The sequence below is a fragment of the Thermobispora bispora DSM 43833 genome (genome assembly GCF_000092645.1).
Lineage (GTDB): Bacteria > Actinomycetota > Actinomycetes > Streptosporangiales > Streptosporangiaceae > Thermobispora > Thermobispora bispora.
In genome coordinates this window covers 2,961,114-2,974,306 of the sequence record NC_014165.1, presented here as the reverse complement: position 1 = coordinate 2,974,306, position 13,193 = coordinate 2,961,114, and the positions used below count along the sequence as shown (strand labels likewise).

The window sequence follows — 13,193 nt, the reverse complement described above, 5'->3', positions numbered from 1 at the left end:
ACCGGCATACGGTTCCATCCGTGGCACAGATTCACGATCTCACCGCCCTCGAACAGGCACAAGCGGTCCGGTCGAAAGAGCTCTCACCCGTCGAGATAACCGAGCATTACCTGGAGCGGATCGAACGCCTCGACCGTGAGCTCGGCGCGTTCGTCACCGTCACCGCGGAGCGGGCCCTGGATCAGGCGCGCGAGCAGGAGGCGCGCGTGCTCCGCGAGCCGCCGGAGGACCTCCCCCCGCTGCTCGGCGTACCCGTGCCGATCAAGGACCTCAACCTCGTCAAGGACGTGCCGATCTACTTCGGCTCGGCCACGTACGAGGGGTTCGTGGCGCCCGTGGACGACGCGGTGGTGGAGCGGCTCCGCGAGGCCGGGACGATCATGGTGGGCAAGACCAACACCCCCGAGTTCGGCCTGCCCTGCTACACCGAGCCCGCGGTGTGCCCTCCGGCGCGCACGCCCTGGGACCTCTCCCGTTCGGCGGGCGGGTCGAGCGGGGGAGCGGCGGCTGCGGTCGCCGGCGGGCTCGCCCCGGTCGCGCACGGGAGCGACGGCGCCGGTTCGATCCGCATCCCCGCCTCGGCCTGCGGGCTGTACGGCATCAAGCCCAGCCGGGGCCGGATCTCCTCCGGCCCGATCATCCCCGACCTGGCCGGTTTCTCCACCAACGGCCCCATCTCCCGGACCGTCGCGGACGCGGCCGCGCTCCTCGACGCCATGGCGCACAACAACCCCGGCGACCACTACTGGGCGCCGCCGCCGAAGCTCGGCTCCTTCTCCGCCTACGTGGGCCGGGAGCCGGGCCGGCTGAGGATCGCCCGCCACGCCACGCCCGCGGTCCCCGAGGCCGAGGTCCACCCCGACGTGCTCGCCGCCTATGAGAAGGCCACCGAGCTGCTGGTCTCGCTCGGGCACGAGGTCGAGGAGGTCACCCCGCCGTTCGGCGCGGAGACCGTGCCGGAGTTCGTGAAGATGTGGTACACGTTCGCCTGCATGCACCCGGTGGCCAAGGAGAACGAGCACAAGCTGCGGCCGATCACCGCCTGGCTGCGGGAGCGCGGGCACGCCGTGACGGCCCCCGAGTTCCTGCAGGCGCAGGCCTCGCTCCAGCTCACCACCCGGCTGGCCCTGCAGGCGACCGACGCCTACGACGCGGTGCTCACCCCGACCCTCACCCAGCCGCCGGTGCCGATCGGCTGGTTCGAGGAGGGGGACGACCCGGAGCAGACCTTCGAGCGGATGAAGCGGTTCGCGCCGTTCACCGCGGTGTACAACGTCAGCGGCCAGCCCGCGGTCAACCTCCCGCTGCACTGGACCGACGAAGGGCTGCCCATCGGGGTCATGCTCGCCGGGCGGTTCGGGGACGAGGGCACCCTCATCTCGCTGTCGGCGCAGATCGAGGCGGCCGTCGGCGGCTTCTGGGGAGACCGGCGCCCGTCGGTCTGGTGAGCCGGCCCGGCCTCCTCAGCTCAGCAGGTCGACCAGGTGCGCGGCGACGTCGGCGAGCAGCGTGGACGGCTCGACCGGTGCGGCGGCGATCGCCGAGAAGAGGCTGGGCAGCCCGGGGAGCGGGAACCCGTCCTCCTCCTCGGCCGCCTTGCCGGCGCCGCCGCGCCGGGCCAGCGACTCCCGGCTGCGCGACCACGCCTCCATGACCTCCTCCGGGGAGGGCACGCCGAAGCCGTGCCCCACCGGTGCGGCGTGGCGGAGCCGGACCAGCGGGCTGTCGGCGAAGGCGAGCGCCGCCGCGCACCGGTCCGCCAGGTCGTCGCGGTCGCTCACCCAGTCCATGGCCGTGCACGGCCGGCGGCACCGGGCCACGCAGGTGGCGAGGGCGTGGGCCACGTGGCTGTGCTGGCGGTCGAGGTAGGCCAGCCACCCGGACTGCGGCTCGTGCGCCACGCGGAGGGTCCGCTCCACCGCCGACTGCTCCACCTTGGTGTGCGCGCACTCGCGGTCGCCGATCACCCCGAACCGGCTCCCGGCCGCCCGTAACCCCGCCGGCCACCGGGCGGGGTCGCCGGCGTGGCCCAGGACCGGCTCGAAGGCGAGGAGCGGCAGGTACTCGCTCGCGATGTGCACGGCCGCGATCATCGGGCTCAGCTCCCGTCGCCGCCAGCGGATGGCGATCACCTCGAGGAGCAGGGCGAAGACCGGGCGCATCGAGTCCATGGCGCCCCGGGGCCGCTGGCGCGGCGTCTGCGGCATGTGGCAGGCCCGGGCCCGCCGGCGCAGGTCGGCGGGGATCGACCGGGCGTCGGCGTCGCTGGCGAAGTCCTCGGCGTCGAGCGTCAGCAGGCGGTGGCCGAACTCGCAGACCGCGGCCACCCGGCGGGCCGGTTCGCCGTCCGGGAGGACCGCGCGGGCGAGCGCCCCCACGTCGCCGAACGCGTACCGCCGGGCGAGGGCGATGAGAACGTCACGTGCGGAGTCCACGGCACACACTCTCCTGCCACGGTGGCTGGCAATGACCGGCCCCGGGGGTACCGGGCCGGAGGGCGCGCGGCCGCCCCGGGGCCGGTGCCCGGCCGGGGCCGGGCACCACCGTGGGTGGGACGGGCGTCAAGCCGCGGCGGCGTCCTTGGCCTGGGCGCGCAGCGCCCGGCTGATCCCGTCGGCGCCCTCGAGCAGCAGCCGCCGCAGCGCCGCCGGCGGCTGGGCGCGCTCGATGTGCTCGTGCGTCCGCTGCACCGTCTCCGGCCGGATGAGCAGCGCCGGGTAGCACCCGACCACGAAGTTCTGCGCCGAGTCCGAGGTCCACTCGCGCCAGATCCGGTCGACCTCCGCGAAGTACTTCTCCGCGTACGGCTCGAGCAGCTCGACGTGGTGGGGGTCGACGAACCCGAGGATCGTGGAGCGCAGCACCGCGTTGCTCAGCCTGCCGCCGATGATCGAGGCCCAGGCCCGCTCCTTGGCCTCGGGCGTGGGGATCGCGGCCCGGCACATCGCGGCCGAGCGCTCACCGGTCGCGGTGGCGTCCCTGGCCAGCTCGGCGTCGATGTCCGCCTCGCCGAGCACGCCGCCGACGACCAGCGCGTGGGTGAGGGTCCAGCGCAGGTCGGTGTCGACGGTGAGGCCCTCGGGCACGGAGGTGCCGTCGAGGATGCCCCGCAGGAAGGCGAGGTCCTCCGGGGAGGTGGCGACCGCGGCGAGGGCGTTGACGTACGCGAGCTGGTGGTCTGAGCCCGGGGCGGCCGACGCGATCAGGCGGCGCAGCGCGGAGGCGAGCTCGGCCAGGCCGGTCGCCCGCCACGCCGGGTCGGCGTACTGCTGGACGGCCTGCCGGGCCTGGCGCAGCACGCTCTGCACCACCGTGATGTCGCGCACCGAGTCGATGCCCGAGGTGACCAGCTTGACGTAGTCCCGGGTGGCCATCTCCGCGTCGCGGGTCATGTCCCACGCGGCCGCCCAGCACAGGGCGCGGGGGAGCGAGTCCTCGAACGCGGTGATCCCGCCGTTCACCAGGGTGGCGAGCGAGTGGTCGTCCAGCCGGATCTTCGCGTAGGTGAGGTCGTCGTCGTTGACGAGCACCAGGTCGGGCCGGCGCTCGCCGACGAGCTCGGGCACGGCGGTGCGGGCGCCGGTCACGTCGAGCTCCACCCGCTTGGTCCGCTTCAGCACGCCGTCCTGCATCGAGTAGAGGCCGATGGCGATCCGGTGCGAGCGGAGCGTCGGGTGCTCCGCCGGGGCCTCCTGGAGCACCTCGAAGGAGGCGAACCGGCCCTCATCGTCGAGGGTGAACGACGGCCGCAGGGTGTTCACCCCCGCGGTCTCGAGCCACTCCTTCGACCAGGAGCTCAGGTCCCGGCCCGAGGTGCGCTCGAGGGCGGTCAGCAGGTCCTGCAGGGTGGTGTTGCCCCACTTGTGCTCGTTGAAGTAGTCGCGCACGCCGGCGAGGAAGTTGTCCAGGCCGACGTAGGCGACGAGCTGCTTGAGCACCGAGGCGCCCTTGGCGTACGTGATGCCGTCGAAGTTGACCTCGACGGACCGGATGTCCGGGATGTCCGCCGCGATCGGGTGGGTGGACGGGAGCTGGTCCTGCCGGTACGCCCACGCCTTCTCCACGTTGGCGAACGTCGTCCACGCGCCCTTGCCCCAGCGGGTGGCCTCGGCCTGGCAGAGCACGGACATGTAGGTCGCGAAGGACTCGTTCAGCCAGAGGTCGTCCCACCAGCGCATGGTGACGAGATCGCCGAACCACATGTGCGCCATCTCGTGGAGGATGGTCTCGGCGCGCCGCTCCACCATCGCGTCGGTGACCCGGGACCGGAAGACGTAGTCCTCCAGGAAGGTGACCGCGCCCGCGTTCTCCATGGCGCCGGCGTTGAACTCGGGCACGAAGAGCTGGTCGTACTTCTTGAACGGGTACCGCAGCCCGAAGACCCGGTGGAAGAAGTCGAAGCCCTGCTTGGTGACCTGGAAGATGTTGTCGGCGTCGAGGTACTGGGCGAGCGACCGCCGCACGTAGATGCCGAGCGGGATGCCGTCGTGCTCGTCCCGCACGACCGCGTACGGCCCGGCGATCAGGGCGGTGATGTACGTCGAGATCGGCGGCGTCGGCGGGAAGTGCCAGCGCTTGGCGGCCTGGAGGGTGCCGTGCCGGCCGCGGTGCTCCTCCAGCTCCTCGATCGAGTCCGGCGGGTTGTTGGATACCACCTCCCAGTGGGACGGCGCGAGCACGGTCAGCTCGAACGTCGCCTTGAGGTCGGGCTGGTCGAAGCAGGCGTACATCCGGTGCGCGTCGGCCGTCTCGAACTGGCTGTGCAGGTAGATCTCGCCGTCCACCGGGTCGACGAAACGGTGCAGACCCTCGCCGGTGCGCATGTAGGAGGCGTCGGCGTCGATGCGCAGCACGTTGTGCTCGGCGAGGTCCGGCAGCGGGAAGCGTCCCCGTTCCGCGTCGTAGGCGCGGACGTCGAGCTCTCTGCCGTTCAGCTCGACCTTGCGCACTTTGGCGCCGGCCAGGTCGATGAAGGTGTCCGCGCCCGGCCGGTTGCAGGTGAAGGTGACCGTGGTGATGCTCTCGAACCGCTCCTCACCCTCGGTCAGGTCGAGCTCGACCTGGTAGGAGTGGACCTTCAGCAACCGGGCCCGTTCCCGTGCCTCGTCACGTGTCAGATTGCCTGCCACACCTTCTCCTATTCGAATTCGGTCCCCCGATTCCCCGACGCCCCGTCGCGAAAGGGATCGCCTTGCATCCTGCCATGCCCCGGCGGCACCGCGTGATTGCATGATCCGTCTCCGCAGGTGGCGGGCGGGGCGCGGGCGGTCGCCCACGGCCGGCGTTCGCGCCCCGCGGCGCACCGATCGGCCCGGCCCGGTGGCCGGGGCCGGTGCGCGGCGGCGGGCCCGGCGTTCGCGCCCCTGCCCGGGTTCGGCGAGCGGGGCAGCGCGGCGCCCTGCCGGGCGCGGGATCGGGCCGGCGGCGGGCGCGTCGGTCCGGATCGGGCCCTCCCGGCGGGCCGTCCCGGGCGGGTGACCCCTTACCGTTTCCGCGCCGGCGGGGGAGGATGGGCCCATGCGTCAGCTCTATGTGAACGGTGCCTGGGTCCCGTCCGCCTCGGACGAGGCCATCGATGTGATCAATCCCGCGACCGAGGAGGTCATCGACCGGGTGCCGGCCGGCAGCCCGGACGACGTGGAGGCGGCGGTGCGCGCCGCCCGCGACGCCTTCCCCTCCTGGGCGGAGACGCCCCCGGCCGAACGCGCCAAGTACCTGGCCGCCGCGGCGGACCTGCTGACCAAGCGCGCCGACGAGATCGCCCGGACGATCGCGACCGACATGGGCGCTCCGCTGCAGTTCGCGCTCAAGGTGCAGACGCTGATGCCCGCCATGGTGCTCTCGTCGTACGCCGAGATCGCGCAGCGGTACGCCTTCGACGCCGGGACGGTGGGGAACGCCCAGATCTTGAAGGAGCCCGCGGGCGTGGTCGGGGCGATCACCCCGTGGAACTACCCGCTCCACCAGATCGTCTGCAAGGTGGCCCCGGCGCTCGCGGCGGGGTGCACGATCGTGCTCAAGCCGAGCGAGGTGGCGCCGCTCGCCGCCTACGCGCTCGCCGGCGTCTTCGAGGAGATCGGCCTGCCGCGCGGCGTGTTCAACCTGGTGAGCGGTTACGGCCCGGTCGTGGGCGAGGCGATCGCCGCGCACCCCGAGGTGGACGTGGTGTCGTTCACCGGCTCGACCCGGGCCGGCCGGCGGGTGGCGGCGCTCGCGGCCGAGACGGTGAAGCGGGTGGCCCTGGAGCTCGGCGGCAAGTCGGCGAACGTGATCCTGCCCGGCGCCGACCTGGAGCGGGCGGTGAAGGTCGGGGTGGCGAGCGCGTTCCAGAACTCGGGCCAGACCTGCTCGGCGTGGACGCGCATGCTCGTCCACCAGGACTTCTATGCGGAGGCGGTACGGCTCGCCGCGGGCTTCGCCGGCAAGTACCCGGTGGGGGACCCGTTCGCCGAGGGCACCCGGCTCGGGCCGCTCGTCTCGGCCGCCCAGCGGGAGCGGGTGGTCCGCTACATCGAGCGCGGCCTGGAGGAGGGCGCCCGGCTGGTGACCGGCGGCACGGGCAACCCGATGGAGCGCGGCTACTACGTCGAGCCGACGATCTTCAGCGACGTGGCGCCGGGGATGACGATCGAGCAGGAGGAGATCTTCGGCCCGGTGCTCGCGGTGATCCCCTATCGCGACGAGGACGAGGCCGTGGCCATCGCCAACGGCACGCCGTACGGCCTCGCGGGCGCGGTGTGGGCGGAGAGCGACGAGAAGGCGCTCGAGGTGGCGCGGCGGCTGCGCGCCGGGCAGGTGGCGGTGAACGGCGGCAAGTTCAACGTGCTGGCGCCGTTCGGCGGCTACAAGCAGTCCGGCATCGGCCGCGAGCTCGGCGAGTTCGGCCTGGAGGAGTACCTCGAGGTCAAGGCCGTGCTGCGGTGACGCCCGTCAGGGGGTCTGCAGCAGGATCCGGCGGCGCTCCTCCTTGGGCAGCCGGTCGACGTAGAGCGTGCCGTTGAGGTGGTCGAACTCGTGCTGGAAGCACCGGGCGAGCATGCCCCGCGCCTTCACGGTGATGGGGCGGCCGAGCCGGTCGAACCCGCGCAGGGTGACCCCCGCGGCACGCGGCGTCGGCGCGTACAGCGGCTTGCCGGTCTCCTTGCTGGGGACCGAGAGGCAGCCCTCCTCGGCGACGATCTGCTCGGGGTCGTCGATGGTGAGCTCCGGGTTCACCACGTGGCCCTTGCGGTTGACGATGTCGTAGACGAACACCCGCTTGCCCACGCCGATCTGCGGCCCGGCGAGCCCCACGCCGTCGGCGGCGTACATCACCTGGAACATCTCGTCGATGAGCCGGCGCAGCTCCCGGTCGAACTCGGTGACCGGCTCGGCGGGGGTGCGCAGCACCGGGTCGCCGATGTGACGGATCTCGTGCATGACGCTCCTCGGTGGGGGTGGCCGCCACAGGCGGGGTAAGGACCACGAGTGGGTGGCGCCTCTTACTGTAGTGGAGGGGCGGTGGCCGCGCCGCGGCCCGGAGGCTGGGAGACTCTTCTACCGTGCGTGTCTACATCGGTGCCGACCATGCCGGCCATGAGCTGAAGAACCGTCTCGTCGCCTGGCTCAAGGAGCGAGGCCACGAGGTAGAGGACTGCGGTCCGTTCACCTACGACCCCGAGGACGACTACCCGCCGTTCGTGCTGCGCGCCGCGCGCGGGGTGGCGGAGAACCCCGGCAGCCTGGGGATCGTCATCGGCGGATCCGGGAACGGCGAGCAGATCGCCGCGAACAAGGTGCGGGGCATCCGCGCCGCCCTGGTGTGGAACGAGGAGACCGCCCGGCTCGCCAGGGAGCACAACGACGCCAATGTGATCAGCATCGGCGCCCGGATGCACACCCCGGAGGAGGCGATCCGCTTCGTGGAGGTCTTCCTCTCCACGCCGTTCTCCGGTGCCGAGCGGCACGTCCGGCGGATCGGGCAGATCGCCGGCTACGAGTCCACGGGCGAGCTGCCTCCGCTGCCCTGAGCGGCTCCGCCGGTCCCTCCGGGCCGCCGGTCGGCGGCCCGGCCCGGGCGGGGTTCGCCGTTGCCGCGGCCGCTTCGCCGGGACACCTCGTCGCGGAGCGGCCGCCGGTCGGCCTCCTCCTCGTGCCGCCGGGTGGGCCGGGACACGTCGCGGGCCCGCATCGCGACGGCCGGGGTGATCTGCAGGTGCCGCAGTGCCATGCCCCGAGGGTACGAGATCGGGGCGGTCCGCCGGGAGCCCGGGACCGGGAGAGCACCCGGCGGCCGAGCGACCCGCCGGCGGCCGTGGCCGGGCGGTGTGCGCCTTCCTTGGGACCCCAGAACCGGGGCGCCCTGAGCCCTACCGGGATCCCGGGTCGGGACGGCCTGAGTACGGGATCGCTTGACGGTATGACGGCCGGGCCCGCGCGGTCTGAGGGGACCGCGTCACGGGAGGGACGCCAGGCGACCTCGGTGGCCCATCGGGAGCCCGGGACCGCGAGAGCAAGCACCCACCGGGAGCCGGGAACGGGAGGTCATCGGCGGCTCCGCCGGCCCGCCGGCGCGGGCGGGCCGGGTCATCAGGCCCGATGATCTAGCTGTGGTCAAGCGGCTGCCGTCTTAGGGGGCGGAGGAGTACAGTCAAGGCCATCATGACGTTCCAATCGGCACCGCTGATCCCTCCCCGCCTGCGCGCGTTCCTGGTGCGCGTCCCGTTCCTGGTGCCGCTGGTTCGTTTTCTGAGGAAGAAATGGGCCAGGGAGCGCAACCTGCTCCTCACCCTGATCGCGGTCACCGTGATCATCGGTGTGCTCGGCGCCCAGGTCTCCGCGTACTGGTTCTCCCCTTCTTTGCTGGTGCTCGTCACGCTCCTCGGCGGGCTGCAGCTCCGGCCGCCCAGCCTGGGGATCCTGCTCTGCGTGGTCGCCGCCGCCCTGGCGTACATGGGGGCGGTCTCGGGGAGCGTGGGCGCCGGGGTGCTGATCACGATGGTGTTCACCGCGGCGCTCGCCTGGGTCATGGCCCGCACCCGGGGCAAGCTCGGGGTTCAGGGGCTGCGGGGCGACGTGATGCTCCTGGAGCTCCGCGACCGGCTGAAGCGGCAGAGCGAGCTACCGGAGCTGCCGAAGGACTGGGACGGCAAGGTCGTGCTCAAGCAGGCGGGCGGGTCCTCCTTCGGCGGCGACTTCGTGGTGTCCATGCGGGACGGGGACCGCGTGGAGGTCGCGCTCGTCGACGTGGCCGGCAAGGGCGTCGACGCCGGGACCCGCGCGCTCATGCTGTCGGGGGTGTTCGGCGGCCTGCTCGGCGCGGTGGAGGACTTCCTCGGCGCGTGCAACGCCTACCTGCACCGCCAGCTCGGTGATGAGGGCTTCGTCACCGCCGTCCACCTCAGGCTCAATCTGCGCACCGGGGAGTACGTGATCACCTCGGCGGGCCACCCGCCCGCGGTGCGCTTCGACTCCGGCTCGGGCGTCTGGCGGGTCTCCACGGCCAAGGGCGTCGTGCTGGGGGTGGTGCCCGAGCTGCACTGCGAGAGCGACTCGGGCACGCTGCGCAAGGGCGACGCGCTCATGCTCTTCACCGACGGCCTGGTCGAGCAGCCGGGCCGGGACATCGACAGCGGGCTCGACCGGCTGCTCGGCGAGGCCGAGCGGCAGTTCGCCTCGGGCTTCAAGGACCGGGCCCGCCAGCTCGTGCAGACCATGTCGGCCGGGCAGAACGACGACTGCGCCATGGTGCTCATCTGGCGCCCGTAGCCGGGGCGCTCATCCGGCGTCCACCGCCGCGGGAGCCGTGATCGCGCGCTCCCGGGAAGCCCGCCGGGGCCGGGGATCGCGCGGCGTGAGCGCCGGGCCGTACGGCCCGCCCGCCGGTTCCGGCCACGGATCACGCGGAGCGCGGTCGGCTACGCTCGAAGGGTGCGACGTTCGGCATACCACCTGGTCCGACCCGGAGGGACGCGCTCATGAGCTGGCTCTTCGTGGCCGGGTTCGTGATCCTCTTCGTCGGGTTGCTGGTCTCCATCGCCCTGCACGAGATCGGCCACCTGCTTCCGGCCAAGCTGTTCAACGTTCGGGTCACCCAGTACATGGTCGGGTTCGGGCCGACGCTGTGGTCGCGCCGGCGTGGCGAGACCGAGTACGGCATCAAGTGGATCCCGCTCGGGGGCTACGTACGGCTCGTCGGCATGCTGCCCCCGCGGCCCTCCGACGACCCGAACAAGCTCAGGCGCGTCTCGACCGGCCCCTGGCAGGGGCTGATCGAATCGGCCCGGGCGGCCGCCTCCGAGGAGATCAGGCCGGGCGACGAGAACCGGGTGTTCTACCGCAAACCCTGGTGGCAGAAGCTGATCATCATGACCGGCGGGCCGGCGATGAACTTCGTGCTCGCCTTCGTGCTCTTCTGCGTCGTCGCCATGGGGTTCGGCGTCCAGGTGCTCAAGCCGACCGTGTCCTCGGTGTCGAAGTGCGTCATCCCGACCGCGGAGGCGGGCAAGCGGGACTGCCGGCCCGACGACCCGCTGACCCCGGCCGCCAAGGCGGGCATCCGTCCCGGGGACCGGATCGTGGCCGTCGGAGGGGTCGAGGTCGAGTCCTGGGAGGAGGCGACCCGGCTGATCCGCGCCCATGGCGCGGGCCGGACCACCATCGGCATCGTCCGCGACGGCGAGCGGATGACCCTCACCGTCGACCTGATCGCGCAGAACCGCCCCTCGCTCGACGACCCGGACAAGATCGAGAAGAACGTGGGCTTCCTCGGGGTGACGCCCACCGTGGTGATCGAGCGGCAGGGGCCGGGGTACGTGCTCAATCAGATGTGGGAGCTCACCACCCGCACCGCGACCGCGATCGTCGGCATCCCGGAGAAGATGGTGGGCGTCTGGCACGCCGCGTTCTCCGGGGAGCGGCGTGACCCCAACGGGCCCATCGGGATCGTCGGCGCGGGCCGGATCGGCGGTGAGATCGCCTCGTCCGAGATCCCCCTCGAGAACAAGATCGTCGTGTTCATCAACCTGCTCGCCGGGCTCAACCTCGCGGTGGGCATGTTCAACCTCATCCCGCTGCTCCCGCTCGACGGCGGCCACATCGCCGGGGCGATCTGGGAGGCCATCAAGCGGGGCATCGCCCGGCTGCTGCGCAGGCCCACACCGGGGTACGTGGACGTCGCCAAGGCCCTCCCGCTCACCTACGTGATGGCCTTGCTGCTGCTCATCATGGGCGGCCTGCTCATCTACGTCGACCTGGTGAACCCGGTCCGGATCCTCGGCTAGGCGCGCTCGCCCCCTGTGTGACGGCGCCCGGGAGCCCGGCGGATCCGGCCGGGCCATGGCGGTCCGGCCCGGCCGCGGACGAGCGGGCCGGGCGCCGCCGTGGTGGCGGCGGTGCGCTCCCCCCCGGGAGTCTTCCGGGTTTCGTTCCCGATGACCGGCGCGACGGCGGGCCAGAGCGGTTTCGCCGGCAGGCGGTGTCCGCGGAGGCGCCGCGGAGCCGGAACGCGCGAAGCGCCGGGCGGCCCCGGCCCGGCGAAGAGCACCGGGCCTAGTACATCGAGATGTGCACGTGGTCGTAGTGGTTGGCGGTGATCCCGCCGCGGTCGGCCATGAGCCGCCACCCGGGCCGGGCCATGTGGTAGATCCGCTGCTTCCAGATCACGTACTTGACGCCGAGCTTCCGGCCGTTCTTGATGGCCCACTCCGCGATCTCGTCGCCGAGCCGCTGCATCTCGGGGGTCGGCATCGCACCGCCCGAGCTGAGCATGAAGTCACAGGCGCGGCCGAGCGGGTGCTCGCCCATGGTGTCGTGGCGGTAGCAGCCGACCGGGTACCGCAGGTCGAACCGTTTGAGGATCTCCGTACGCATCAACCGGGTGCGCGGGGTGATGTTGTCCGGCCCGCTCGGCAGCTCGTGCGCCCAGCCTCCCGGGCGCCGGCCCGGCGCCACCGGGACGAGCTTGTCCATCTTCTCCTTGATCTCGCGGATCAGCTTCTCGGCCTCGGTGCGCCGGCCGGCCACGGCCTTCGTCTGATCGGCCACGCGCTCCCGGAGCGCCTTGGCCTCGGCCGCCGCCCGGCGCCGCTCCTCGCGGACCTCGGCGAAGCGCTGCAGCCTCGCCGCCTGCTCGGCCACCAGGTTCTGGGTGAGCGCCGCATCGTCGGGATCCGGCGCGGGGATCGGCGACCCGAAGCTCGTCTGGTAGCGGATCATGGCGATGTCCCGCAGCGTCCGCCGGACCGCCTCGTACTCGGCCTTCGCCTTCTCGAGCCGCTTCTTGGCGGCCTTCTCCGCCTCCTTGGCCTTGGCGAGCTCGACGCGTTTGGCGTTGTAGTCGGCGATGAGCCGGTCGAGCCGGCTCTCCAGCTCGTCGAGCTGCCGTTTGAGCTCCTTGACGCTCGGCTTGGGCTCGGCTGGGGCGGCGGTGGCGGCCGTAGCGGGCAGGAGCGCCAGAGCGAGAGCACCGACGAGCAGGGGGAACGCGCGGGACAGGGCCCACTCCTCTCCGTCCGACCGGGCTGGTTTCGCGCGTGGGGAGTGCGTTTCGCGGCGTATCGCGCACACGCGCATCAACCCGCGCACAGCCCGCCGGCATACCGCGGCCCGTGCCGGCTGTGGCGGTTGGTGCGAATGATGGTAATGAGGTGCATGACGCGTCGCCAGTCCGAACAGCAATCAACCGGAGATCAATCTGTTATCTGGAATCTCTCCGGGCATTTGGATCTCCCGGGCGACCGGCGCTCGCCGTACGGCCGCGGCGGACGTGGCAGGGCCCGGCCGGCCGCCGGCGAGCCGGGGTGCCGGGCGGGCGGTGCGGTGCGGGCCGGGATCCGGGCGTGGGATGCCCAGGACGGCGGGCGACCCGGGGAGAGCCCCCGGGCGGGTGACCCGGTGATGGACACCAGGGTGACGGGGTGGTGGGACGCCAGGCCCGGGGTGACCCGGTAACGCCGGGGTGACCTGGTGATGGACGCCGGGCCGCGGGGGTGGCCCGGCGTCATGGGCACCGGGGCGGTGCCCATGAGGAGCGGATCCGGTTGCGCGTACGAATCCCTCTTGCCGGGCAAGAGGCACGGAGGGACAGTGGAAGCGTCCGACGAACAGCCCGGCAGAGAGGTCGTGCGCCATGGCGAAGCGAGCGCGGAAGGCGAGGGCGCGGAAGAAGAAGCGGGCGAACCACGGGAAGCGCCCGACCTATCGATGACGCCGCG

Annotated in this window: 11 protein-coding genes; 6 read left to right on the top strand and 5 right to left on the bottom strand. The window is 72.4% G+C overall.

Annotated features, from left to right (window positions below; genetic code table 11):
- Positions 1 to 20: 20 nt before the first annotated feature.
- Positions 21 to 1,448: an amidase gene (locus tag TBIS_RS12565; RefSeq protein WP_013132771.1), complete on the top strand. Its 1,428-nt coding sequence runs from the start codon at positions 21 to 23 to the stop codon at positions 1,446 to 1,448.
- 15 nt (positions 1,449 to 1,463) lie between these two features.
- Here TBIS_RS12565 and TBIS_RS12560 read toward each other — a convergent pair whose 3' ends face one another.
- Positions 1,464 to 2,435 (bottom strand): hypothetical protein, encoded by a 972-nt coding sequence (locus tag TBIS_RS12560; RefSeq protein WP_013132770.1) that lies wholly within the window; start codon positions 2,433 to 2,435, stop codon positions 1,464 to 1,466.
- 126 nt (positions 2,436 to 2,561) lie between these two features.
- Positions 2,562 to 5,129 carry an aminopeptidase N gene (gene pepN, locus TBIS_RS12555; protein WP_013132769.1) on the bottom strand — a complete coding sequence of 856 codons (2,568 nt, stop codon included), beginning with the start codon at positions 5,127 to 5,129 and terminating at the stop codon, positions 2,562 to 2,564.
- Between the two features lie 388 nt (positions 5,130 to 5,517).
- Here pepN and TBIS_RS12550 point away from each other — a divergent pair, with 388 nt between their 5' ends.
- Positions 5,518 to 6,924, top strand: a complete 1,407-nt coding sequence (locus TBIS_RS12550; RefSeq protein WP_013132768.1) for an aldehyde dehydrogenase family protein — start codon at positions 5,518 to 5,520, stop codon at positions 6,922 to 6,924.
- Positions 6,925 to 6,930: 6 nt separating this feature from the next.
- Here the strand turns inward: TBIS_RS12550 and def are convergent, their stop codons facing one another.
- Complete coding sequence (gene def, locus TBIS_RS12545) at positions 6,931 to 7,419, bottom strand: peptide deformylase (protein WP_013132767.1); 489 nt, start codon at positions 7,417 to 7,419, stop codon at positions 6,931 to 6,933.
- A gap of 122 nt (positions 7,420 to 7,541) precedes the next feature.
- On the opposite strand from def, the gene TBIS_RS12540 reads away from it, so the two are divergent.
- Positions 7,542 to 8,009: a ribose-5-phosphate isomerase gene (locus TBIS_RS12540; RefSeq protein WP_013132766.1), complete on the top strand. Its 468-nt coding sequence runs from the start codon at positions 7,542 to 7,544 to the stop codon at positions 8,007 to 8,009.
- Here the strand turns inward: TBIS_RS12540 and TBIS_RS12535 are convergent.
- Entirely contained in the window at positions 7,973 to 8,209 is a 237-nt protein-coding gene (locus TBIS_RS12535; protein ID WP_013132765.1) for a hypothetical protein, read from the bottom strand. The genes TBIS_RS12540 and TBIS_RS12535 overlap by 37 nt on opposite strands.
- A 431-nt stretch (positions 8,210 to 8,640) precedes the next feature.
- On the opposite strand from TBIS_RS12535, the gene TBIS_RS12530 reads away from it, so the two are divergent.
- Both TBIS_RS12530 and TBIS_RS12525 read left to right on the top strand, forming a co-directional pair.
- Positions 8,641 to 9,747: a PP2C family protein-serine/threonine phosphatase gene (locus TBIS_RS12530; protein ID WP_013132764.1), complete on the top strand. Its 1,107-nt coding sequence runs from the start codon at positions 8,641 to 8,643 to the stop codon at positions 9,745 to 9,747.
- Positions 9,748 to 9,956: 209 nt separating this feature from the next.
- The gene (locus tag TBIS_RS12525) at positions 9,957 to 11,261 is read left to right on the top strand and encodes a M50 family metallopeptidase (RefSeq protein ID WP_013132763.1); all 1,305 of its coding nucleotides are present in this window, start codon (positions 9,957 to 9,959) and stop codon (positions 11,259 to 11,261) included.
- Between the two features lie 268 nt (positions 11,262 to 11,529).
- Here TBIS_RS12525 and TBIS_RS12520 read toward each other — a convergent pair whose 3' ends face one another.
- On the bottom strand, positions 11,530 to 12,546 hold the full coding sequence (locus TBIS_RS12520) for a VldE C-terminal domain-containing protein (protein ID WP_050760524.1): 1,017 nt from the start codon (positions 12,544 to 12,546) through the stop codon (positions 11,530 to 11,532).
- A gap of 562 nt (positions 12,547 to 13,108) precedes the next feature.
- Here TBIS_RS12520 and TBIS_RS20245 point away from each other — a divergent pair.
- Complete coding sequence (locus tag TBIS_RS20245; RefSeq protein WP_420883181.1) at positions 13,109 to 13,186, top strand: 50S ribosomal protein bL37; 78 nt, start codon at positions 13,109 to 13,111, stop codon at positions 13,184 to 13,186.
- Positions 13,187 to 13,193: the final 7 nt, after the last annotated feature.

What these genes read in the sequence shown, in the direction of transcription:
- TBIS_RS12550 (WP_013132768.1), top strand. Translation starts at nt 5,518, where the DNA reads ATGCGTCAGCTCTATGTGAACGGTGCCTGGGTCCCGTCCGCCTCGGAC.
- def (WP_013132767.1), bottom strand. Translation starts at nt 7,419, where the DNA reads ATGCACGAGATCCGTCACATCGGCGACCCGGTGCTGCGCACCCCCGCC.
- TBIS_RS12535 (WP_013132765.1), bottom strand. Translation starts at nt 8,209, where the DNA reads ATGGCACTGCGGCACCTGCAGATCACCCCGGCCGTCGCGATGCGGGCC.
- TBIS_RS12530 (WP_013132764.1), top strand. Translation starts at nt 8,641, where the DNA reads ATGACGTTCCAATCGGCACCGCTGATCCCTCCCCGCCTGCGCGCGTTC.
- TBIS_RS12525 (WP_013132763.1), top strand. Translation starts at nt 9,957, where the DNA reads ATGAGCTGGCTCTTCGTGGCCGGGTTCGTGATCCTCTTCGTCGGGTTG.
- TBIS_RS20245 (WP_420883181.1), top strand. Translation starts at nt 13,109, where the DNA reads ATGGCGAAGCGAGCGCGGAAGGCGAGGGCGCGGAAGAAGAAGCGGGCG.